Source organism: Maribacter algarum (ex Zhang et al. 2020) (assembly GCF_005885635.1).
Lineage (GTDB): Bacteria > Bacteroidota > Bacteroidia > Flavobacteriales > Flavobacteriaceae > Maribacter_C > Maribacter_C algarum.
Genome location: NZ_VATY01000007.1, coordinates 17464 through 40249 on the forward strand (window position 1 = coordinate 17464; position 22786 = coordinate 40249).

A 22786-nucleotide genomic window follows, 5' to 3' on the forward strand; every position below is an offset into this window, starting at 1 on the left:
TGCTAAGTGAGCTTTTTTTTGTTTCATCAAAATTTATAGCCTATGAAAAACCAAAAATTGTTTACGAATTTATGAGCTGAAATTGTTGTATCTCCCCATTCTGTTTCTGGAATGTCATTAAAATAGTATCGAAACGGTATAGATATATTAGCATATAAATGCTTAAGACCAAATAACTTCTCTTTTCTATAGCCAATGGCAAACCCAACAGTAGCTGTTTCATTTTCTAGGCTGTTATCCGAAATAAGGTGATTGTATTCGTCCTTGACGTAGGCTATACTGCCGCCGTAATAAAAATTCTTACGTTTTCCAAAATATCGGTCGTAGTATAATTCATAGATTCGGAAGTACCCTTCCACATTATCTCCATCAACAGCTGCAGATTCCCATTTACTAGACAAGTGTCTTTCTGTTAGGTTGACTTCCCCAATCATTAATCTTATTTGATTTTTATCACCGAAACGATAGCCTACCTCACCTGCAAAATTTTGAAACTTATTCATAGTCATTTCAAAGGTTTCATAACCAATAAAAAATGATGACCGGTCCTTGTCCTGAGCCTTAACTGAACTAGCTAGTAAGCAAATAATAAACCCAACAATTATTTTGAATTTATTGCTAATTGAATTTATTTTTTTAGTCATAATAAAAGATTTTAACCTATTAAATAGTTGATTATGAGGCAAATATTAGCATATTCAAATAACTAAAAAATTGTATTATGCAAGGTCTGTATAGCTATCTGCGAAATGGTCTTTTTAATCTGCAAAAGATTTTGATTTAAGAGCTGTTTTAAAAAAAAGTAATGGAGAATTCTGAAGTGGTTACCATAAATATCTCAGTGGTAAACCAATACTATAATTCTAACTTTTTAATCATATGGTGAAGAGGTATGATGCGAAAGTACCCGATAAAAAAGCGATTAGTTTCTAATTTGAAACTAATCGCCATATATGAAAAACCCATTTACAGGCTTTGTTTTGTATTATTTTATGAAATCACCATTTACTGTTACTTATTTGCTCAAAAAAACTAGTTTTATACGTTTCTGAAATAGGAATGAGCTGGTCTGCAATTCTTATTCTATTTCTTTCTATGGAATCGATTTTACTTAAGGAAACCATATAGGATTTATGTACTCTACATACCAAATTGGGCGGTATAATTTGTTCAAATTCTTTGAAGTTTTGCAAGGTCATAATCCTTTTATCAATAGTATGTATTCTTCGATAATCACGCATTCCTTCAATGTATAAAATATCTTGAAGGTTAATTTTCTCTAATCGATTCTCTGTCTTAACAAAAATAAATTCAGGAGTAGTAATTGCCCCTACTTTGTTTAAATTATCCAGAGCTTTATTAGCTGCTTGAAGAAATCTATTAAAAGTAAAAGGTTTTAGTAAGTAATCGGTAACGTTTAGCTCATAGCTTTTTAGTGCATATTCTTGGTAAGCCGTAGTAATGATTACTTGACTTTCTATTTTTGAACTTTCTAGTAATTCTACTCCAGTTAACTCATCCATATTAATGTCCAGAAAGAGAACATCTACTTTTTGGGTTTTCAGAAAAGCAAGACCATCCAGGGCATTGTCAAAAGTAGCTGAGAGCTCAAGAAACGGCACTTTTTGAGCGAACTGTTTCGTTCTTTCGAGTGCCAACGGTTCGTCTTCAATGATTATACAGTTAAATGGTCTCATTTCTTATAAATTTATTGAATAATGGTTAACCTAACACAATATTCCTCTTTTCCTTTCTCGACTTCTAAAGTGTGTTTCTCTCGGTAGAGAAGGTTTAGCCTCTTTTCAATTAGTGTATTTCCCAAACCACTATTTTCATGCCTCACTTTTCTATTTGGATTAAACTTGTTTTTACATTCGAATTTCACGATTTCCTTATGTACGGCAATGTGAATTGTAATCGCATTATCCAGTTTCTTGTTTGTGGTATGCTTAAAGGCATTTTCAATAAAAGGAAGAAAGACCATAGGTGCAATGGTCTTACCATTTGGCGAACCTGTAATGCCAAAATTTACGTAACTGGAATTGGCCGTTCTTATTTTTTGTAAAGCGATGTACTTTTCAATGTATTCAATTTCTTTGGATAGTAGAATTTTGTCCGCTTTGGTTTCGAACAACATAAAGCGCATAATATCCGACAGTTTATTCAGGTATTTGGAAGCTTCGGTGGCATCCTTTAAAATAAGGATGTCGATATTATTCAAAGTGTTGAACAAAAAATGTGGATCCAGTTGCGACTTGACCAACGCCATTTCCATTTCATGATTTTTTTGTTTGAGTTCCTCTTTCAATTTTAATTCTTCGTACCAAGTGATGAACCCTTTAGTGATTAGTGCTACCATACCTGTTGCTAAACAGACAAAAAAGCTGAAAACGATACCAACCATCATAGATTCCTCGCGTTCCGTCAGGCTCTCTAACCCTAAAAAAATGTAGATTAAAAGATTTCCAATTATAGATGCACCAATTGCAAACAAAAGTGCATATGCAATGGTGAGCACAAACTTCTTTTCACGAATCTTAGGAAAGACAAGAAAATAGAATAAATAGTAGCAAATAACAGAAGGAATTACTGTAAAATACAGGACTCTTTCAGTCGTTTCATCTACAATAGCATTATTATCCTCTCCACGTAATGAAAGGACAACTAAAACAATGGTCAAGACCAAGTAGCATAACCAAAACCCAATATGTAACCCAACAACAATTGATTTTTTCACGATTTCAAAATACTGAATAATTCTAAGTAAAAATCGATGTATTCCTTGTCTATAGAAAATAGGTTCTGCAAATTGGGAATATTTGTCTGTCAAATGATGTTTACTGAATGTCACGCAGATTTATGCAACAATTGATGAGACGAGGAATTCGAGAGTGTTTGAGCGCAAATAGGATTTAGCTTTGATGGTCATAGAATACTATTCCAAGTCTATTTTGAGTAGTTAGTCATAGTATTATAGAATTTCTAAATCTGAGATTTATTATTTAAATTATAGTCAATCAAATTTCACAAGAATTGAATTATAAAGCATCACAAACGCTTATACTTAACAATGTATCTCGGTTTATCGATTTAACGGAGTTAGAAAAGCAGAAATACATCTCTTTACTGACTGAAGTTAAGGTAGAGAAAAAAGACTTTCTGATGCAGGCGGGTGAGATTGCCAAGTATGAGTACTTTATAACAAAAGGATGCTTGAAAGTCTATACCTTAGATGAAGATGGGGCACCTCATATTTCAATGTTTGCTATTGAAGATTACTGGACTGGTGATTTGTCAAGCTTTATGACCAAAGAACCTTCTAGGTATTATATTAAAGCAACGGAACATTCAGAACTTCTGGGAATTTCGAGAGAGAATTATGATTTGTTGTTTCGAGAGATTCCAAAATTTGAACGGTTTTATCGAATCTTATATCAAAAGTCTTTAATCAGTTATATCAGACGCTCAAACTACGGCATATCACTAACAGCTGAAGAACGATATTTAGAATTCAAAAAGAAATATCCGCAAATTGTCAATAGAATTACTCAAAAAGACTTAGCCGCATACATTGGGATTACTCCAGAATTTATGAGCAAAATAATTACAAAAGTCAACCGAATGTAAAAGTCTTAAACTAGTTCATTTTTTTTCACACTTCACCATCGCAATTTTGAAGTGTGAAAAGAATAAGACTCATATCGGCAACATTCCTAATTGGTTTTGTAAGCACCTTACAAGCTCAATTTACCCAACTAGAACTCTTTTCGGGTTTTGAGAAAACAAACTTCACTTTGCTGTCTAGTTATTCAATTAATGACAGCAACACCTTAAGCATAACTACCCTAGCTTTCTTCCAAAAATTCAGAGAAAAAGAAAATCAAATCTTTGATGAAGTAGGCATACAACCTACATTATTCTGGAATTTTAATGAGACTCTATCCGTCGGACCTTCCCTATACTATAATAGTTTCGGAGGGTTTTCAGAAAGATTATCAGCTAAGCTCACCTTAAATGATTCCAACGCTCTATTTATTGTTATTCCAACTATAGCATATTCAGAAAAGAAAGATGCGGGACTAGGTGAATTCTTTATCCAATTTCAAATACAAAAACCACTTAATACAAAAGTAAGTCTATGGCTAAACGGGCAGTTCCTAACGGTCTGGGATAATTTCAAATCGCATTCCAGAAGTTTTCAACAATTACGTGTAGGTCTATCCTACAAAGGACACCAATTTGGACTTGGGGTAGATTATGACCAATACGGACTTAAACCTATTCATAAATCCTCTTTCGGATTGTATTACCGTAAAACATTTTAAACCCTATATATTATGAAAAATTCATTCAAAAAATTAGTAACGACACATCCTAATCTAGGATACAGTATTGCACGTTTAACACTTGGTTTAGTACTATTTCCACATGGTGCACAGAAATTACTAGGGTTCTTTGGAGGCTATGGCTATTCAGCTACTATTGAAATGTTCACAACACAAATGGGTCTGCCCAGCATTGTAGCCTTCTCAGTAATAATGATTGAATTTTTTGGCTCTATTTCCTTAATACTCGGTCTCTTTAGTCGGTTTTGGGCATTGTCACTTATTGGAATGTTCTCGGGTATCATTTTCACAACCCAACTAGAACACGGATTTTTTATGAATTGGTTTGGCAACCAAGCAGGAGAAGGATTCGAGTATTCTCTACTAGTCATTGGTTTAGCACTAACAATTCTAATAAATGGAAGTGGAAAATGGTCAATTGATTCTATAATCTTAAAAAACAAATAATTATGAAAAAAATAATCACGATTGCAGGCAGCAACAGTCAAAAATCAATCAACAAAGCTTTAGTAGGTTACACAGCTAGCTTATTGAAAAATGTAGAAATCATATCTATCGATTTGAATGATTATGTACTTCCTGTTTACGGGGAAGACTACGAGGCAGAGAATGGCATCCCCACAGCCGTCAAGAGATTAGATGAAATCATCAATACGGCAGATGCATTTATTATCTCTTTAGCAGAACATAATGGTTCCTATGCCGCAGTATTTAAAAATACCTTAGACTGGTTATCACGTTTAGATATGAAAATTTGGAAGGAGAAACCTATGCTACTTATGGCAACTTCCCCCGGAGGAAGAGGTGGAGCAACTGTACTGCAAGGGGCAAGCACCTATTTTCCATTTCTTGGAGCAAATCTCATAGGAACATATTCGTTACCATCTTTTTATGACAACTTTAAGGAAGGTGAAATCATAGAGGAGAGTTTTAGAAAAGAATTAGAAGATAAAACAGTCAGATTTTCTAAAGAACTCTAAACCAGTTTATGGGAATGAACTTTTCGAACAAATCATATTTCCGCTCGAATAAATGATGGGGAGTATATCTGCGCAACTTTGTATCATCATTAACAATCAACCTTTTAACAATGACCACATTAGTGAAATTAATTGTCGCCATCTGTCTAACAACTATGACAGGGCAAAATGACCCTCAGACATCATCTGATGGATATGAAAGTCTAGCGTATACAGGTCTATCTAAAGAACACCCGATAGAGGAAAGAGCGTTTACGGTTCTTACAAACAAATGCAACGTCTGTCACGAGAATCGTAATCGTAGACGTGTCTTCACTGAAGATAATATGAATGGCTGGTCAAATGATGTATACAAGCAGGTGTTCATTAAAAAGCGAATGCCCAAAGGCAAGAAAATAAAATTAACTAGCGAAGAATATCAAGATTTATTAACCTGGATATCATTCATAAAAAATAATGAAAATGGAAATCAACTTTAAAATTATCGTATTGATGCTAGGCATCTTATTTACAGGGCTTACGGCAGGATTATGTTTTACGTGGTCTAATGCCATAACCCCAGGAATCGGCAGACTGGATGATTTAGGGTTTCTGCAATCATTTCAGGCGATGAACCGAGCCATCATTAACCGCAGTTTTCTCATCACCTTTTTTGGGCCAGTAATACTACTATTCATCAATGCCTATTTGCATCGTAATGCACATCCCACGACATTTTGGTCATTTATGCTAGCTGCTATTTTATTCTTAGCAGGAATTGGGCTTATAACGGTTTTCAAAAATGTGCCGCTTAACGAAATGTTAGATAAAACAGTGCTCGAAAGTCTTTCGGCAATTGAGCTCAAAGAGTTGCGAACCAAATTTGAGCAGCCTTGGAACCGCTGGCACATACAGCGTACCATTGCTTCTTTCACATCCTTTTCGCTACTGCTAATAGGATTGATTTACTCAAAATTTTAGTGCTTTTGCTAAAGCAAGTAGAAGTAACAACAGCATGAATACGGAAATTATGAAAACAGATTTTTATTTACTCGCTACGTATGTTCAAAAGATACAGCTTCTAGCTATCCGACCGCATTTGGATGTTATCGTGGGTACTGGTCAATGGAATTTTGACCTAGAGGATAATGATAAGGTTTTAAGATTACACAGTAACCATTCAACCAAAGAGAAGGTGATTCGTTTCCTAAAACGAAATGAACTCTTTCATAAGGAACTTCATTATTTGGCAAGTGAGCAATTTGCGCATATAGGTCAAGTAAGACCGCTTTCATTTTACAATCAATCAAAAACGAACAGTTATGAAATATTTTAGAGCTATCAGTATTGGAATTATTATCTGGATTATTGGGGTGAGCGTATACAATATATCGTTTTTCATACCCATTTTAGAAAACCCAGCAGAACAAGCAAACACTGCGTTATTCATTGCAGTAATACCATTGGTGTGGTTTGGAGCAAGGCGGTATTATGAGAAGGACAATCATACCCAAGGATACAGGGTTGGACTAACATTCTTTTTAATTGCAGCCATTCTGGATGCATTGATAACAGTACCTCTTTTTATTATTCCAGACGGAGGTTCTCATTACGAATTCTTCACAGACTTGGGCTTTTGGCTGATAGGTCTTGAATTTATAGTCATAGCTGCACTGTATTGGTTTGCTAAAGTCTATACCAAAAGAACCATATCAAATTTTCAAAAATAGAATCAAAAAAGACTTCAAGAGTTGAAGCACAATTATTTATCAATTTAAAAACAAATAAAAATGAAAACTGAAAACATCGTAGTTATCGGAGGAACTGGAAAAACTGGTCGCCTAGTAGCAAAAAACTTAAAGGAAGCTGGATACAACGTTCGAGTTGTCGGCCAAAAAACGAGTCCCGCTTTAGATTGGGAAAATCCGGAAACCTATGACGCCGTACTAGAAGGTATGGATAGAGCTTATATTGTGTATTACCCAGACTTAGCTGTACCAGGCTCGAAAGAAGCAATAACTACCTTAACGAAAAAAGCTATAGCTGCTGGTATGAAAAAAGTAGTATTGCTTTCTGGTAAAGGGGAAACCGAGGCTGAAGCTTGTGAACAAATTGTGGCTAATTCAGGCTTAGATTACACCTTGGTAAGAGCATCTTGGTTTAATCAGAATTTTAGCGAAGGTGCTTTTATAGATTTTGTATTAGATGGTGTTGTGGCATTGCCTATGCCTGAAGCTAAAATTCCCTTTGTAGATGCTAATGATATCGCAGATGTGGTCTCTAAGGTGCTGGTAGATGATTCTTACAATGGACAAACTATAACGGTTACGGGTCCAAAAATGAGAACTTTTGAAGAAGTTGTTGGGATTATGGCAGCGGCTACAAAAAGACATATTCAATATGTTCCTATTTCTATTGAAGAATTTAAGGAAGGAATGCGAAAAGCCGGGTTACCGGATTCTTATGTATGGCTTTTTGGCTACCTATTTAAAGAAGTATTAGGAAATCCAGATAACCAAGAAGTTTCTTATGACGTTGAAAAAGTTCTGGGTAGAAAGGCTATCGACTTTACCGAGTACGCAGCAAAAGTGGCAGCGACAGGTATTTGGAAACAAAAGAGTTTAGCATAAAAACATAGAAAAAAAAGGCTGTGTTCACGTCATAGGTGTAACACAGCCAATAAAAATGATAAAATGAAAAAGAAATTGATATTAGGGTTGATTTTTGGAGCAGGAATCGGGCTTTGCGTCGGCATCTTCACCAATACGATTGCAATAGGACTAGCACTTGGAGCTGGCATAGGTTTAGTTTTTGGAAGTATTATTAAAAAATAGCTATGAAACGATTTTTGAAATATTCTTTTCTATCATTTATACTCATAGCAGTATGGGTGATAGTGATTTTCTTAGGCACAGATAAAGGCTGGTGGCACGCACCATTTACTCAGGAAAATGAGCCTAATAAATTTATCTCCTCAGTAGAAGTGGAACTCCAAAATGATTTCGTCGGAAGTATGGCTATTGGAGTATTTAAAGATGGAAAAATAGTGAAGGAATCTTTTCACTCGAATGGTAAGACTGTAGATAGAAACACCGTTTTTCAAGTGGCATCATTATCTAAGTTTGTTTCTGCCATTGGCGTGATGAAACTTGTACAAGATGGAAGATTAGATTTAGATGTTCCAATAAACCAATACCTGACCAGATGGCACTTACCAAAAAGTGACTTTGACGATTCAAAAGTAACAGTTAGACGTTTGTTAAGTCATACCGCAGGATTAACCGATGGTCTCGGTTATGCGGGTTTTGAAAATACAGAAGATGTTCAAACTTTAGAAGCATCCTTAACCAAAGCGAAAGATGCGGACCTAGGTAGTGATGGTAGAACGGTCGTTGGTATCGAGCCAGGAATTGAGTGGCGATACTCAGGTGGTGGTTTCACCCTTTTGCAAATTATTGTTGAAGAAGTAAGTGGGCAATCTTTCGATGCCTATATGAAAACTGAAATTTTTGAGCCATTACAAATGACATCGTCCTTTTATGAATGGGATGAACGCTTTCGCGAAAGCGTAGCAGATTTCTACAATTCAGATGGTTCAAAAGCAAGACATCGCTATTATACAGCACAGGCAGCAAGTGCGCTTTACACCACTTTGGCAGACTTAGAAAAGCTCCTTTATTTATTTGATAAAGACCATATTAATCAAAAACCATTATCAACTGATTTTCAAAAAATGATGTGGCAGGCGGAAGCAGAAACACTTGGAGCTCCCATTTATGGGTTAGGCACCTTTTTATATACCGAAATAGACAACCAAAACTTTATCATAGGTCACGACGGAAAGAACAATCCTTCCATAAATACAGCATTTCGATATAATCCCATAGCAAATGATGGCATTATTATTTTAACAACGGGCAGTAATGATTTTGCAACAAGAATTGCAAGCGACTGGGTTTATATACATACCGCAAAGGTAGATGCACTTTTGTTTGCGATGCAACAGGGTCAAATGTTACAGTGTATGGCAATAGGAGGTATGATAATCATTCTGGGAATAATCATAATTGCGTTTTTTCGAAAGCATCAAAAAAGAAATAAGTAAGTAAAATAGTCAGCGTACAGAATTATGTCGGGTGCTCATCACACCCTTAGAGTTTATTCATCAATATCATTTAAAAAACAATCAAAAAATGAAAAATCTAATAGCAGTCTTTCTAATAATTTCAAGTCCAATTTTTGGGCAAGATAAATTCGAAAATAGTTCTGAAACTATTTGGAATCTTCTCAAACATGATGCAGGAAGCATCATTGGCGGTATGGGTTATGCATATAGTAGACCGATGCATTGGAAAGAAAGTCAATGGCTTACATTTGGGGGAGTTGCAGCTGGAACCGGAACATTATACATTTTCGACGAAGAATCTTCAAAATTCTTTAGGAATCAAAAAGACGATACTCCTCAGAGTATCAGAGACTACGGGTACAAAGTAGGAAGTCCACAAAATAATTACATGTTCACAGGGGCCATATACCTTACCGGACTATTCACTAAAAATGAAAAGCTTAGAAGAACAGGTGTTTTACTGATATCTTCCGCTTCCGCCGCTGGTCTTTTACAACAAGTATCCAAGACTGTTATAGGTCGAGCACGGCCCACGAGTGGAAAATCAAAAGATACTTTCGCTCCATTTAGTTTTGATAAAAACTATGATTCTTTTCCTTCAGGTCATACCATTTTAGCCTTTACCAATGCCTATGCCATCGCCAAACAGTTTAAAAGCCCTTGGATAAAAGGAGGAATTTATGCAGTGGGACTCGTACCTGGTGTTTCAAGGCTATGGGAAGGAAAACACTGGTTTAGTGATGTAGCTCTTGGAGTGGCAATAAGCATCTTTACCGTAGAGGCTATTGACAAGTATCTTGATAAGCGTTACAACCAAAAATATAACGAAGGGACTAAAAAAATAAGTTGGAATCTAAACTTTGCTCCGGGACAAGTCGGGGTTGTAATGAACTTTTAGAAAATAACCATACCTGATTTCTTAATTGATATTAATACGTAAAGCTTTCAATAAAAATCAATAGTCATGCTTATATCCTATCCTTTAATCAGGCCAAATTATTACTGGTCTCTAATTAAAGATTTGAGGAATTTCATAAAGTCTCCTAGACTTAACCCATCGGTTGAAAAATCTGTAAAAAATAAAGTGTACGATACCATTGGCCTCTTTTTAATCAAAGTGGTTTTTTCAGTAGTAGTCGCATCATTGCTTCAGTTTATCTATGACCCTGAAAACTTGACGTCCACAAGTATGGCGGAACGTTTTTCTCCATTACTCTTACTGCTAGTAGGTGGAATTGTGTTACCTCTATTCGAAGAAATGACCTTTAGACTGTCATTAAAATTTAATCCAATGTATCTAGCCCTGACTGCGGGAGGTTTTACCTATTACATTCTAACTAAGGTAGTCTTTAAAAGCAGATTATCTCTTATGGATGATACGTTTTGGTACAGAGTAATTAGCGCTGTTATTATTGTTTTGATTGTTTATGCGGTATGTAGCAGAAAAACCGTCAATGTAAATGTACAGCGGTTTTGGGAAAGGCATTTCAGAATGATATACTACTTGTCTTGTCTAAGTTTTGCTTGGTTACACATTTTTAATTTTGAGTTGAGTTTAGTCAATCTATTATGGATGCCTATTCTAACACTTCCGCAATTATTTAGTGCTACCATAGCGGGGTATACAAGAGTAGCTTTTGGGTTTCAATATCCACTTCTCGTACATATGATAACTAACATTTTCTTTTTGAGTCTCACATTTTTACCGATAGACTAAGTTGGAAAGACTAATGAAAAAAGGTTCAGCTATTTAATTTGACTTGGGCGATAGCCAAACTTTTTCGCGAAAGCATTAGAGAATGAGCTAAGGCTATCGTAACCCACTTGCCAAGCGGCTTCTTGTACTGTAGCTTCATTTTTACTTATGAGTTTATGTGCAGAAGTTAGCCTTTCGTTTTGTAGATATTTAAAGACAGGAACACCAAAAATAGCTTTAAATTCTTTTTTAAGTCGGGTAGTGTTAAAACCAATGGCTTTAGAAAGCTCTGAAAGTGAAGGTGGGTTTTCCATATTTTCAAGAAGAATATCTTTTGCCTTATTCAACTGCTCTCTATGTAGTGGCTTCGAAGCTTCTTCTTGTTTTAATGCTAGTTGACCAAAGAAATGAGATAATAACGCGGTAATCTGACTCCTAAAAAACATCATTTTTGTTTTTCCCGAATAGCTATTTGAGAAAAAGGCATCAACGATATGTTCCATCTCTGGTGTCATAAAGAAACTAGGTCCTTCTACATAATGGTCTTTAGGGTTCACCAATTCTTGCAAAAGGTCAAAGAACAATTCGCCTTCTTGATTAGGTAGCTGTTCTAGATTACTCAACTTAGTTGCTACAACAAGACACTTCAGACTTTTATCAGCGCTCACCGTATGCTCAAATTCAACTTCTTGGTCAGCATAAAAAGAAAGTGCCAGGCCCTTCGTGTGTTTAAAATCCTTGCGCTTTTCACCATATTTTACTGCCAAATCTACATTCCCCCAACCATAAAAAGCTACAGCAATAAGAGGCTCGTCGAAGTAACACGAATCAACTTCTATTCTAGTTGTATTTGCTTCCTCAACAAGAATTACAAAATCATTGATATGGATAAAATCACGGTTCATAGGAGCATTATAAATTTACACAAATAGAATGAAACTTGAATGGATGGACACAAGGAGAAAGTTCAGAAAGTCTCAACAAAGGCTTATTAATTTTTGTACTCTTAATTAGCAACTTTAAAAAAAAATTAAACAATTATAACTCTTATTTAAAATTTCACCTGTCATTGTAAGTTGCAAAGCGAGCGAAACGAAGTTTCGTGCTGCAAGTCCCAAATCCTTACCAAACTAATCTGCTTGCGAGGCATCTAATTTCATATTAATTTGTGAATTGACGTTTAAGTTTAGCCAATTCCATTGGACTTATTTCTATTTTTAGGTATGGTTTCCCAAATCGTGGTTCTATCTTTTGGACCTTATTCAAAGTGTTTAAAATTATCTCCATATTGGAATCGTGTTTTTCCTTAAGCCGGTCATACTTGATTCGTGAGACCTTGTTTCCCTTTTTGTTCCATTCTTCCCTTGTGAGCTTTTCGAACTTCGTTTCTACCAATTTCGGCTCTTTTCTTTTCCGTACGATTTCATGCTTTCCGAACAAAGCTTCCAACATAATATTCGTTGGCAGCGTTTGCGTCTTCTCGATGTTTCTAATTATGGCAATAGCCGCTTCTACCCTCTTCCTCGTTTTCGCTTCTTCTTTGTTGATTTGGTCTGCAAAACGTTTCGATGGTAAGATTCCATGCCACTCGAAAAAGTCCATAACCGCTTCAAGGGTTTCCGAATAGGAACTTTTGAATTTCCTTGAAAACCCCTTGAACCTTTTAATGGTTCTATGATGTAGCCTTATGGTTCCGAATCCGTCCATTTTTCACCTCTTATTCGCACGATTGTTACAATTTCTTTCCCTTCTCATTGGGCCTATGGTATATATTGTTACAATTTTGACAATTTCAATTGTTTTAGAATTTATTTTAATATATTGATTTTCAATACCTTATACGCTATTTATAAAACACAACGTCGCTTTAGCGCGTTGTCCTCTTGCTATTCAAATCTTCTCCGTTTCACTCCTAAGTTTTGAATACCCTAAAAAGGGCTCTTCAATAACCAAAAAGTAGGATGCGCCCTATTCCATTTTTGCTTTACGCTTACCTATCGGGACGCTACAAAAATCAAACAGGGACCATGCGCATTTCAGTTATGGTAGGATTTGGGGGCTTCGCTTCTTTGTTTATTTTTGGCCTCTAACAGGTCCATCAGGTTTTGCATGTCCTCACCTACTTTCTTCTGTAATACCCTTGCATATATCTGGGTGGTGGATAGCTTTGTATGACCCAATAGTTTTGAAACCGTCTCAATCGGTACTCCATTGGATAATGTCACCGTTGTTGCAAAGGTATGCCGTGCAACATGGAAGGTGATGTTCTTATGGATTCCACAGGCCTTGCCGATTTCCTTTAGGTATTTATTGGTCTTTTGATTGCTGTAGACTGGGAGTAGTTTGCCCGACAATTCCTGTTCCTCTTTGTACTTTTCTATTATCCCGCGCGCCCTCGGTAAAAGTGGAATTTTCAGTGGCTTGTTGGTCTTTGTCCTTTTGGTATATATCCACTGGTTGCAATCTATGCCCATGAGAACGTGTTCCGGTTGTAACTCTCTGATATCAACATAGGAAAGGCCCGTATAGCAGCTAAAGAGAAAAATATCCTTTACCCTTTCAAGACCATTTGGAATAAATGAGGTGTTTTCCAACAAGTCCATTTCTCTTTCTGTTAGATAATCCCGCTCGTTTTTGACAAACCGAAGTTTATAGTTCTTGAAAGGGTCTTTTTCCAACCATTCCATCCTTATGGCCATATTCGTTATTTTCATAAGTCTAGAGAGGTGTTTCATCACCCCGTTATTGGTACACGTCCTTCTTTCCATTTTCGGCTGGTAGGTCCTTATGAAGTTCTCGAAGTCTACGATGAACCTATAGTTGAGCTGAATCAAATAGATGTCATCCGTCTTTAGGCTTTCCCTTAAAAACTCTCTTAGGTATTTCTCCGTGGAAAAGTAGTTCTTTAAGGTTCCAGGTCTGAGAGCGTTGTTTAAATTTCTGTTATGGTACTCGACCGCTTTCATCAAGGTCATTCGGTCTTCGTCCTCCCCGAGGTACCTTAGCTTGATCGCTTTGGCGGTAATGAGTTTACGTTCGGAGTGCAATTGCTTGTGTGCATTGAGGACTTCAGCATGTACATCGTCCAAATAGGAATTAAGCAGAATCAGGTTTTCGCTCGTTTCTTTTGCACGACACCTGAAAATGTCCCAATTGCACACCGCAATGTCACGTTTTATACTCAGTTCCGCCCGCTGTTTGTTGACTGTTATCCGCACATAAATATCCAACCTCTCGGGATCGTTCCGTTTCTTTCTGGTGAAGAAAATCACTCCTAAAGTACTGTCTGTTCGCATGTTGTAAGTCTTTTTAAGTTAAACATCATTAGTTTAAAGACTACATCCAGAAGGCCTAAATGCTACTTAAATTTACAACAAATTGCGTACCGCTTTGCACACCGAATTGCACACCAAAAAGGTGGTTTCAGATGATATCATATGAATGCAAGGAAAATGAAAATCCCTGCTAATCAATGAATTAGCAGGGATTGATACCACCTTAAAAGTGGTTCGTCGGGGTGGCAGGATCTGAAATCCTACCCTACTCCATTATAAATCAATATTTTACAATCTTATTTTCAAAATAGGACACCTAAAAGGACACCTATTGCAGCGGTTTGACGCTTTCGTAAAACAAAGATAAAAAAGCCATGCGAATGATAGCAAAATGATTCAAATATAATTAGGTCCTGGAATAATAGAAATTAGCGGTATAGTACAGGATGCAAATTCACAGAATCTCCCTTAAAATTGTTTTATGGCCAAGATTTCATTCCATTGCAATAAGCGGGGTTGAATAATTAGACCATTCCCTTAAATTACTAACTTACATGGGGAACTTGAATTCTCTATTTTTCAAGCTTGAATAATCGTTTATAAATCTCAAAATTTTAGGGATACGCCCATATGGAAAATTTAAATTGGATATTTCAGTTTCTAGGTCGACTACATCCTTTGCTAGTCCATTTTCCTATTGGCTTATTAGTGGTTGCATTATTCATGGAACTATTGACCATTGGCGGAAAACGGAAAGGACTTCGAGAAGGTACCCATTGGGTAGTTTATGTGGGAACGGTATTCGCGATACTCTCCGCCCTATTTGGTTGGCTGTTGCGCACGCAAGAAGAATACAGTGGGGAATTGGTGGACAACCACCAATATACAGGCATTGCAACGGCTGTTTTGGCCACATTGACAACGATTTTACTCAGGTTAACCATTAAGGGTAAACTGCCAGATTTCCGAGCGTACAGAGCAGGACTTTCGGTAACGGTGGTATTCTTGACCATCGCAGGCCATCTGGGTGCATCGCTAACCCATGGTGAAGATTACCTAACCAGTGTTTTACCAGGTAATACAGATGTATACGACAATACAAAAGGGTTGGCCTTACTGACGGAATTGAAGAATTCCGATTCTATTTCCTTAGCACAGCAAGACAAATTGAACTTGGAGGTTAGGGCCATATTCGCCCATAATTGCTACCAATGCCATAGCGAGAACAAATCGAAAGGCGAATTGGTCTTGGAAAATAAGAAGGGGGTTTTCAGAGGTGGTGAATCGGGGGTCATAATTGTATCTGGAAAGCCAGATGAAAGTGAATTGTATAAACGAATTACCCTTTCCCCAAATGAGGAAGGCGTAATGCCCAAAAAAGGGAAAGTCCTTAAGAAAACCGAAATCGAATTAATCAAATTATGGATTCAAAATGGGGCACATTGGTCCGACCAGGCCTTAAAAGTATTTCCCGAGGCGGAGATGGCGCTTGTAAAACCGGAGTTACCAGAATCCAACCAAACAAATCCCGTAGATAAAATTACAGCTACTTATTTTGAAGCCAAAGATGTAGAATGGTCACCTATCGTTGAAGACCGCATTTTTATGAGACGCGCCTATTTGGATATTGTGGGGCTGTTACCCGAACCTGAAGCTATTTCCCAATTTGCCAAGGATGGGAACCCCAATAAAAGGGAAATTCTTATTGATACCTTATTGGCTGATACCCATAATTACACACAACATTGGTTGAGTTTTTGGAATGATTTACTGCGGAATGACTACAGCGGCACGGGCTTTATCACCGGTGGTAGAAAACAGATTACCGATTGGTTGTACACTTCCTTGGAAGAAAACAAACCTTATGATCAAATGGTTGCGGAGCTGGTTAATCCTGTTGAGGGTTCAGAGGGTTTCATAAAAGGAATTCAATGGAGAGGTGTCGTCAATGCGAGTCAACGTACGGAAATGCAAGCAGCGCAAAATATCGGGCAATCCTTACTAGGAGCCAATGTCAAATGCGCCTCCTGTCATAATAGTTTTGTGAGTAACATGACCTTAGAACAGGCCTATGGATTCGCAACTGTTTTTGCCGATTCCGTTTTAGAATTGAATCGCTGTGACAAGCCCATTGGCAAAATGGCCACTCCGAATTTTTTGTATCCCGAATTGGGAAGTGTCGAAGGCGAGACCGTTCAAGAGCGCTTGTACAATCTTTCAAAATTGATGGTCAAACGCGAGAACGGCAGACTGTATCGAACCCTAACCAATCGTTTTTGGCACCGTTTGATGGGAAGGGGTATCATCGAACCTCTTGATGAAATGGACAATAGCCCTTGGAACGGTGATTTGCTGGATTGGCTCGCCGTTGATTTCATCGAATCGGGACATGATTTAAAACATTTGATAAAAAGAATTATGATGTCAAAGGCATATCAATTGCCCACAATAAAATATGCCAAGCAGGAAGAATTAAAGACAGATTATGTATTTCAAGGACCCATTACCAGACGCTTGAGTGCCGAGCAATTTTCCGATGCGGTGAGCCAGGTGATTTCCCCTGTATATCATGCTGTTGAATATAGCCCTAGCGAGGCGAAACTTTCGGCTAAAAGAGTATGGCATCCGGAAATAAAATTCGATCGCAACGTGCTTCCCGAACCTGGCAAGCGTTATTTTAGGAAGTCCTTTACCCTTCCCAACAAAGCCATTACCGAAGCCAAAGTTTTGCTTTCCGTAGACCACTCTTATCAGTTATTTATCAACGGAATCAAAGTATCGGAAGGCTCCGATTGGAAAAAAGTGGCAAAACTTGATGTTAGCGAATTTCTAAAACCCGGAAAAAATAGTATTGCAATAGAGGGAAGCAATGAAGGAAGCATCGCGAATCCGGCAGGAATTTTATTCTCCATGAAAATACAATACGATTCGAAAGAAGTGGTTCAAATCGACTCGGATACCAGTTGGAAAAGTGTCGCCGAGGCTCCCCACCCAAATTGGACTTCTGAGGATTACCATGATATCGCATGGACGGAAGTCCGTAATTATGGCACTGCGAATTGGGGTCGTCTAATCGATTTTACCTTTGAAAACCTAAATGGCGCTTTTGCAAGGGCAAGTTTGGTAAAACAGCATCCGTTCATGAAAGCGCTGGGGAGACCAAGTCGTGAAAACGTGACCACATCAAGAGATGAACAAGCCACCCTATTACAGGCTTTGGAATTGACCAACGGTGAATTTTTTAACGGGGTTTTAGAGGAAGGCGCAACCCTTTGGCTGGAGCGATACAATTATGATAGTAAAAAAATAGTCGAAAACTTGTATCTAAAATCATTGGGCCGAAAACCCTCTGATTCGGAGAAGGAAGTTTTACTGAGCGTTTTGGGAGACCGACCGCAATTAGAAAATGTGCAAGATGTTTTCTGGTCGACTATGATTTTACCGGAATTTCAATTTATCAATTAGTTCCAATATGCCTGCTACTTGATTAAAAAAAGTAAATAGTGATGGACAACCAAAATACACGGCGAGAGTTTCTAAAAAAGATGACGGCAGCGAGTCTGGCAGCTTCGGCGACCACGATTCCATTGGCCAGCTTTTTGAGTTCTTGCTCGACTTCGGTTCCTAAAATTCTATCTACAGCGGATACGGTTATTCTGCTTTGGATGGCAGGTGGCATGGCACATACGGAAACCTTTGACCCCAAGGCCTACGTACCTTATGAAAAAGGTGTAGAAAGTAAAAGAGTACTCAGCACCTTCCCAAAAAAACCAACAGCGGTCGATGGACTTGATTTCTCAGAAGGCCTCGAATCGATTGGGAGTGTCATGGACAAAGGAGCTATCATACGTTCATACAAATCGGCCGATCTCGGGCACATTCTCCATACACGTCATCAATACCATTGGCACACCTGTTACGAACCGCCACAGTCGGTACAAGCACCACATATTGGCGCATGGATTGCAAAGGAATTGGGTCCCGTCAATCCTGTTATTCCGCCTTTTATAAGTATGGGGCAACGCTTTACGGTCGGTGAAGCGGAGGAGTTAAAAGCCTTTCATTCGGCCGGTTTCCTAGGTACGGAATTCGGACCTTTTTTAATTCCGGATCCTTCGGGCGGACTTGAAAGTGTACGTCCCCCACAAGGGATGTCCCTTAAACGCTTTGAAGCGAGGTACAAACTCTATAAAGAACTGGCCAATAAAAGCAAGGTCATGGAAGAAGGGAGTGACTACCAACGAGAATCGTTGATGCGTTCTATGGAACAATCGTATCGATTGTTAAATTCCCCTGAGGCCAAGGTTTTTGATTTATCCGAAGAACCCAAAGAAGTGTATGACACCTACAACACTGGACGATTCGGACTGGGTTGCCTCCTAGCCAAAAGACTAGCCATGAATGGCGGACGCTTCATCAGTGTTTCCACAGAATATGAACCTTTTTTAGGGTGGGACACCCATGAGAATGGACATACCCGTGCCAAGAAAATGAAAGAATTAATCGACAGGCCTATAGCACAATTGATTAAAGATTTGGATGAAAGTGGCCATCTAGATCGAACCCTGATTATCTTGGCCAGTGAGTTCAGTCGTGATGCCATTATGGAGGGTCGCCCCGGAGAACCTGTAAAAGACCAGGTCGATCAACCCGATATTATCGAAGACGAAAAGTTCTACGGAATGCACCGCCATTTCACCGATGGCAGCTCTATTTTGCTATGGGGCGGGGGGATAAAGAAGGGATTGGTTTACGGTAAGACGGCCGATGAGCGACCTTGCTCATCTATCGAAAACCCAGTGGTTATCGATCAGGTACATCAATCGATATATCACGCTCTAGGTATGCATCCTGAAACGCAGTATACCATTGAGGGCAGACCTTTTTATACTACCCCAGATGGGCACGGGAAGCCTATTTTGGATTTGTTTGGAAATCCGCTTCAGAAAGATTCTGGCGGCGCAAGTTGAGTAAATCTGAGATTCATCTTAACAGCACGGTACAGGATGCCTATTCATGTGAAGTCCATTATACTTGTAAGGCTACTTGTTTCAGAAAGAAAAACCTAATGCAAAATAACCATAGATGAAGCGCAAAGATTTTGTTCAACTTTCGGCATTGGGTGGTTTAGGTCTAACCCTTCCCTCGGTTACTTTGCTAAATTCTTGTTCTGATAAAACCGCAGCCGCACATTCCCTGGAATTCAAAAACCTAACATCAACCCTCTTAAAAGATTGGTGCGACGGAATGATTAGGGTACAAATCAATAATCCATCCGATTTAGAAGAGCATGGTGCTATGGGCTGCCCTGCCTGTTCACATATACATGGGCGTTGTATGGATGCCGTGTACCCATTTTTATATATGGCAGATGTAACCGGCCATACGAAATATTTAGATGCAGCTGTTTTGGTCATGGATTGGGCCGAGAACAACGTATCACAAGAAAACGGAAGTTGGACGGTAGTATCCAATCCGAAATCATGGAAAGGAATTACGGTTTTTGGAGCCATCGCCTTAGCGGAGGCATTGCACTATCACGGTCATGTTTTAGATAAAGAAAGACATGCAGCTTGGACCAATCGTTTGGAAAAAGCTGCCAACTATGTGTATGATACGTTTACCATTGATTTTACCAATATTAATTATGGAGGCACCGCTATTTACGGCTTGAGCCTGATAGGACATTTACTTAAAAACGAGAAGTTTCTTAAAAAGAGTAAAGAATTGGCCGAAGGTGTGAAATCTTATTTTACCGCCAATGAGGATTTACTCTTCGGTGAATGTAAACCCCATGCAAAAAAATTAAGTGCCAAAGGGCTACATGGGGTAGACTTGGGTTATAATGTTGAAGAAACATTAAATAGTTTGGTCATGTATGCCTTAAAGGAAAAGGATGATGAGCTTATACAAATTCTTACGAAATCTTTAAATAGCCATTTGGAATTTATGTTACCCGATGGCGCCTGGGACAACAGCTGGGGAACACGACAATACAAATGGAGTTACTGGGGAAGCCGCACCTGTGATGGCAGTCAACCTGCATTTGCAATGATGGCACATATCAATCCGGCCTTTGGAACAGCGGCCATAAAGAATACCGAACTATTGAAACGCTGTACTGCACAAGGTTTGATACATGGTGGTCCGCATTATATATCCCATGGAATTCCACCCTGTGTGCACCATACATTTACACATGCCAAACCATTAACGGCCTTGCTGGACCATTGGGAACAGCTATCAGAAGTGAACACGAACACAATATTACCGAGAGTCACGGCAGATGGAGTCAAAAATTTTAAGGATTTGGATGTCTCTCTTTTTGCCAAAGGCGATTGGCGGGGGACTATTTCGGCATATGATGCCATTTACAAAGACGGCGATTATCGTCAAGCTACGGGCGGCGCACTTTCGGTATTGTACCACAACAAAGTGGGATTGTTATGCACTGCGAGCATGGCCATCTATAAAATGGTCGAGGCCTATAATCAACAACCTAATCCAGGCGAAGATTTCGCCCTGACGCCTCGAGTTGAAACCTTTAAAGACGATGTTTGGTATAGCAATATTTTTGATAGAGCGGCAACAATTCATTCCGAAGAGAATGACATTGATATTCGGTTGCTTGCGAAATCCGCACTAAAAAACAAATCGAATGAAATCGTAACTGAAACAGCATCGGATTTTGAGTTATCGTATCAGTGCTCAAACGATTCCTTGCGAATCATCGCTAAAACTGACCAATCCATTACTGAACCCACGGCATTTGTTTTGCCGATGGTTTCTCCAACCGGAGAAAAAGTCGCACAACCCAATCCGAATGAAATCACCATTCAAAAGCCTGAGGGTCTTGTAAGTATTAAGGCAAGCGTACCTCTGAAATTAAAAGATACCCAAAAGGAAAGAATATTCAATATGGTGCCGGGTGTGGAAGTGGTTCCAATAATAGCTTATTTCAAAGACAAATCCCAAGAGTTGGAAATACGAATAAAGGTTGCGTAAAACAGATGTTAAAACAAAAGAGAAATGAAAAATTGTACTACTCTACTCATAACCATATCAGTCATTATAACAATTGTCTCCTGTAATGAAACCAAGAAAGAGGTAAAAGAAAGCCCAACGGAAGAACAACCACCTAACATTGTCTTTATAATTTCAGATGATCAGGCATGGACCGATTATGGCTTTATGGATCACGAGGCCATCGAAACGCCAAACCTTGATAAGCTTGCCAATGAAAGTCACACCTTTACCCATGGATATGTGCCTACCTCTTTATGTGCACCATCTTTGGCTTCAATTATAACTGGCGTTTTTCCCAGAGACCACATGGTCTTGGGTAATGACCGGGTATTGCCAGGTGATGACAAAGGAGGAAAACCGGCATGGCTATCCACCTGGAGAGCGGATAACTATTCTACCGTAATAGAAGATTTTAAAGAGCTGAATACCCTTCCAAAGTTGCTCAAAGAAAAAGGATACCTCTCTTTTCAAACTGGTAAATGGTGGTTGGGTAATTATGAAAATGGAGGTTTTGATGATGGAATGACACATGGCAATCCAGAAAGAGGTGGACGACATGGTGATTATGGACTCGAAATTGGCCGAAAAGGCATGGATACCCTTAACAACTATATCGATTTGGCCTTGGAAAAGAAAAAGCCTTTTTTCATGTGGTATGCGCCCTTCTTACCGCATTCCCCTCATAATCCGCCAGATAGTCTTTTACAAAAATACCTTCCCAAAGCACCTACTGAATTTGTCGCTAAATATTGGGCGATGTGTGAATGGTTTGACCAAACCTGTGGCGAACTGACGGATTACATCGAGGAGAAAGGACAGACAGAAAACACCTTGTTCGTTTATGTCTGCGATAACGGATGGGTGCAAAACGAAAACAATAGCAGGTACAATCCGATTTCAAAACGAGCGCCCTATGATTATGGCATGCGCACCCCAATCATGTTCAAATGGAAAGGCAAAATCGAACCCATGCTCGATGATAGAACCTTGGTGAGCAGTTTAGATATGCTTCCTACAGTTTTGGATTTAGTGGGAATCGAACGACCGAAAGAATTGGATGGCATCAATGTATTGAATAAAACCGAACTTGAAAATAGAGAAGCTATTTTTGGTGAAATCTACGCCCATGACTTCAACACAGTCGATGAAAGTCTTTTTTATCAAATAGTAATAACGGAACCACATAAGCTTATTGTTCCTAACGAGGTCAACAAACCGAATGAAAAAATCCAATTGTTCGATATTTATAAAGACCCTTTTGAACAAGAAGATTTGGCCGATGAAAATCCGGAAATTGTTATGAAACTAAAAGCCCAGATTGAAGAATCTTGGAATGAATAAACCATACGTACATTGGG

The 22786-nt window shown here is 38.4% G+C and carries 23 protein-coding genes; 17 read left to right on the forward strand and 6 right to left on the reverse strand.

The window, feature by feature from the left end:
- Positions 1-26: 26 nt before the first annotated feature.
- From FEE95_RS21425 to FEE95_RS21435, 3 genes are all read right to left on the reverse strand, one after another.
- Positions 27-644: a hypothetical protein gene (locus FEE95_RS21425; RefSeq protein WP_138660096.1), complete on the reverse strand. Its 618-nt coding sequence runs from the start codon at positions 642-644 to the stop codon at positions 27-29.
- 354 nt (positions 645-998) lie between these two features.
- On the reverse strand, positions 999-1697 hold the full coding sequence (locus FEE95_RS21430) for a LytR/AlgR family response regulator transcription factor (RefSeq protein ID WP_138660097.1): 699 nt from the start codon (positions 1695-1697) through the stop codon (positions 999-1001).
- A gap of 11 nt (positions 1698-1708) precedes the next feature.
- Entirely contained in the window at positions 1709-2737 is a 1029-nt protein-coding gene (locus tag FEE95_RS21435; RefSeq protein ID WP_138660098.1) for a sensor histidine kinase, read from the reverse strand.
- A 296-nt stretch (positions 2738-3033) separates the two neighbouring features.
- On the opposite strand from FEE95_RS21435, the gene FEE95_RS21440 reads away from it, so the two are divergent.
- The 13 genes from FEE95_RS21440 to FEE95_RS21495 all read left to right on the forward strand — a co-directional run bounded on the left by FEE95_RS21440 (position 3034) and on the right by FEE95_RS21495 (position 11148).
- The gene (locus FEE95_RS21440) at positions 3034-3627 is read left to right on the forward strand and encodes a Crp/Fnr family transcriptional regulator (protein ID WP_138660099.1); all 594 of its coding nucleotides are present in this window, start codon (positions 3034-3036) and stop codon (positions 3625-3627) included.
- A 53-nt stretch (positions 3628-3680) separates the two neighbouring features.
- Positions 3681-4325: a hypothetical protein gene (locus FEE95_RS21445; protein ID WP_138660100.1), complete on the forward strand. Its 645-nt coding sequence runs from the start codon at positions 3681-3683 to the stop codon at positions 4323-4325.
- A gap of 12 nt (positions 4326-4337) precedes the next feature.
- The gene (locus FEE95_RS21450; protein ID WP_138660101.1) at positions 4338-4793 is read left to right on the forward strand and encodes a DoxX family protein; all 456 of its coding nucleotides are present in this window, start codon (positions 4338-4340) and stop codon (positions 4791-4793) included.
- 2 nt (positions 4794-4795) lie between these two features.
- On the forward strand, positions 4796-5326 hold the full coding sequence (locus tag FEE95_RS21455; RefSeq protein WP_138660102.1) for an NADPH-dependent FMN reductase: 531 nt from the start codon (positions 4796-4798) through the stop codon (positions 5324-5326).
- A gap of 110 nt (positions 5327-5436) precedes the next feature.
- Positions 5437-5805 carry a hypothetical protein gene (locus FEE95_RS21460; protein WP_138660103.1) on the forward strand — a complete coding sequence of 123 codons (369 nt, stop codon included), beginning with the start codon at positions 5437-5439 and terminating at the stop codon, positions 5803-5805.
- On the forward strand, positions 5789-6286 hold the full coding sequence (locus FEE95_RS21465) for an anthrone oxygenase family protein (RefSeq protein WP_138660104.1): 498 nt from the start codon (positions 5789-5791) through the stop codon (positions 6284-6286). Before FEE95_RS21460 ends, FEE95_RS21465 begins: the two co-directional genes overlap by 17 nt.
- A gap of 49 nt (positions 6287-6335) precedes the next feature.
- Positions 6336-6641, forward strand: a complete 306-nt coding sequence (locus FEE95_RS21470; RefSeq protein WP_138660105.1) for a hypothetical protein — start codon at positions 6336-6338, stop codon at positions 6639-6641.
- Positions 6628-7035 (forward strand): DUF5367 family protein, encoded by a 408-nt coding sequence (locus FEE95_RS21475; RefSeq protein WP_138660106.1) that lies wholly within the window; start codon positions 6628-6630, stop codon positions 7033-7035. Before FEE95_RS21470 ends, FEE95_RS21475 begins: the two co-directional genes overlap by 14 nt.
- A 60-nt stretch (positions 7036-7095) precedes the next feature.
- Complete coding sequence (locus FEE95_RS21480; RefSeq protein WP_138660107.1) at positions 7096-7935, forward strand: NmrA family NAD(P)-binding protein; 840 nt, start codon at positions 7096-7098, stop codon at positions 7933-7935.
- Positions 7936-7998: 63 nt separating this feature from the next.
- Positions 7999-8139: a hypothetical protein gene (locus FEE95_RS22220; RefSeq protein ID WP_171037116.1), complete on the forward strand. Its 141-nt coding sequence runs from the start codon at positions 7999-8001 to the stop codon at positions 8137-8139.
- A gap of 2 nt (positions 8140-8141) precedes the next feature.
- Positions 8142-9410 (forward strand): serine hydrolase domain-containing protein, encoded by a 1269-nt coding sequence (locus tag FEE95_RS21485; protein WP_138660108.1) that lies wholly within the window; start codon positions 8142-8144, stop codon positions 9408-9410.
- An 88-nt stretch (positions 9411-9498) separates the two neighbouring features.
- The gene (locus FEE95_RS21490; RefSeq protein WP_138660109.1) at positions 9499-10329 is read left to right on the forward strand and encodes a phosphatase PAP2 family protein; all 831 of its coding nucleotides are present in this window, start codon (positions 9499-9501) and stop codon (positions 10327-10329) included.
- A 66-nt stretch (positions 10330-10395) separates the two neighbouring features.
- Complete coding sequence (locus FEE95_RS21495) at positions 10396-11148, forward strand: hypothetical protein (RefSeq protein ID WP_138660110.1); 753 nt, start codon at positions 10396-10398, stop codon at positions 11146-11148.
- Positions 11149-11177: 29 nt separating this feature from the next.
- On the opposite strand, the gene FEE95_RS21500 is transcribed toward FEE95_RS21495, so the two are convergent.
- The 3 genes from FEE95_RS21500 to FEE95_RS21510 form a co-directional block, all read right to left on the reverse strand.
- On the reverse strand, positions 11178-12032 hold the full coding sequence (locus FEE95_RS21500) for a helix-turn-helix transcriptional regulator (RefSeq protein WP_138660111.1): 855 nt from the start codon (positions 12030-12032) through the stop codon (positions 11178-11180).
- 256 nt (positions 12033-12288) lie between these two features.
- Positions 12289-12834 carry a BfmA/BtgA family mobilization protein gene (locus FEE95_RS21505; RefSeq protein WP_138660112.1) on the reverse strand — a complete coding sequence of 182 codons (546 nt, stop codon included), beginning with the start codon at positions 12832-12834 and terminating at the stop codon, positions 12289-12291.
- A 329-nt stretch (positions 12835-13163) separates the two neighbouring features.
- Positions 13164-14423, reverse strand: a complete 1260-nt coding sequence (locus FEE95_RS21510) for a site-specific integrase (protein WP_138660113.1) — start codon at positions 14421-14423, stop codon at positions 13164-13166.
- Positions 14424-15032: 609 nt separating this feature from the next.
- Here FEE95_RS21510 and FEE95_RS21515 point away from each other — a divergent pair.
- From FEE95_RS21515 to FEE95_RS21530, 4 genes are all read left to right on the forward strand, one after another.
- Positions 15033-17867, forward strand: a complete 2835-nt coding sequence (locus FEE95_RS21515) for a DUF1549 domain-containing protein (protein ID WP_138660114.1) — start codon at positions 15033-15035, stop codon at positions 17865-17867.
- 41 nt (positions 17868-17908) lie between these two features.
- Positions 17909-19372, forward strand: coding sequence for a DUF1501 domain-containing protein (locus FEE95_RS21520; RefSeq protein ID WP_138660115.1), 1464 nt, complete (start codon positions 17909-17911; stop codon positions 19370-19372).
- A 115-nt stretch (positions 19373-19487) separates the two neighbouring features.
- Complete coding sequence (locus tag FEE95_RS21525; protein ID WP_138660116.1) at positions 19488-21407, forward strand: glycoside hydrolase family protein; 1920 nt, start codon at positions 19488-19490, stop codon at positions 21405-21407.
- A gap of 24 nt (positions 21408-21431) precedes the next feature.
- Positions 21432-22769 carry a sulfatase-like hydrolase/transferase gene (locus FEE95_RS21530; protein WP_138660117.1) on the forward strand — a complete coding sequence of 446 codons (1338 nt, stop codon included), beginning with the start codon at positions 21432-21434 and terminating at the stop codon, positions 22767-22769.
- Positions 22770-22786: the final 17 nt, after the last annotated feature.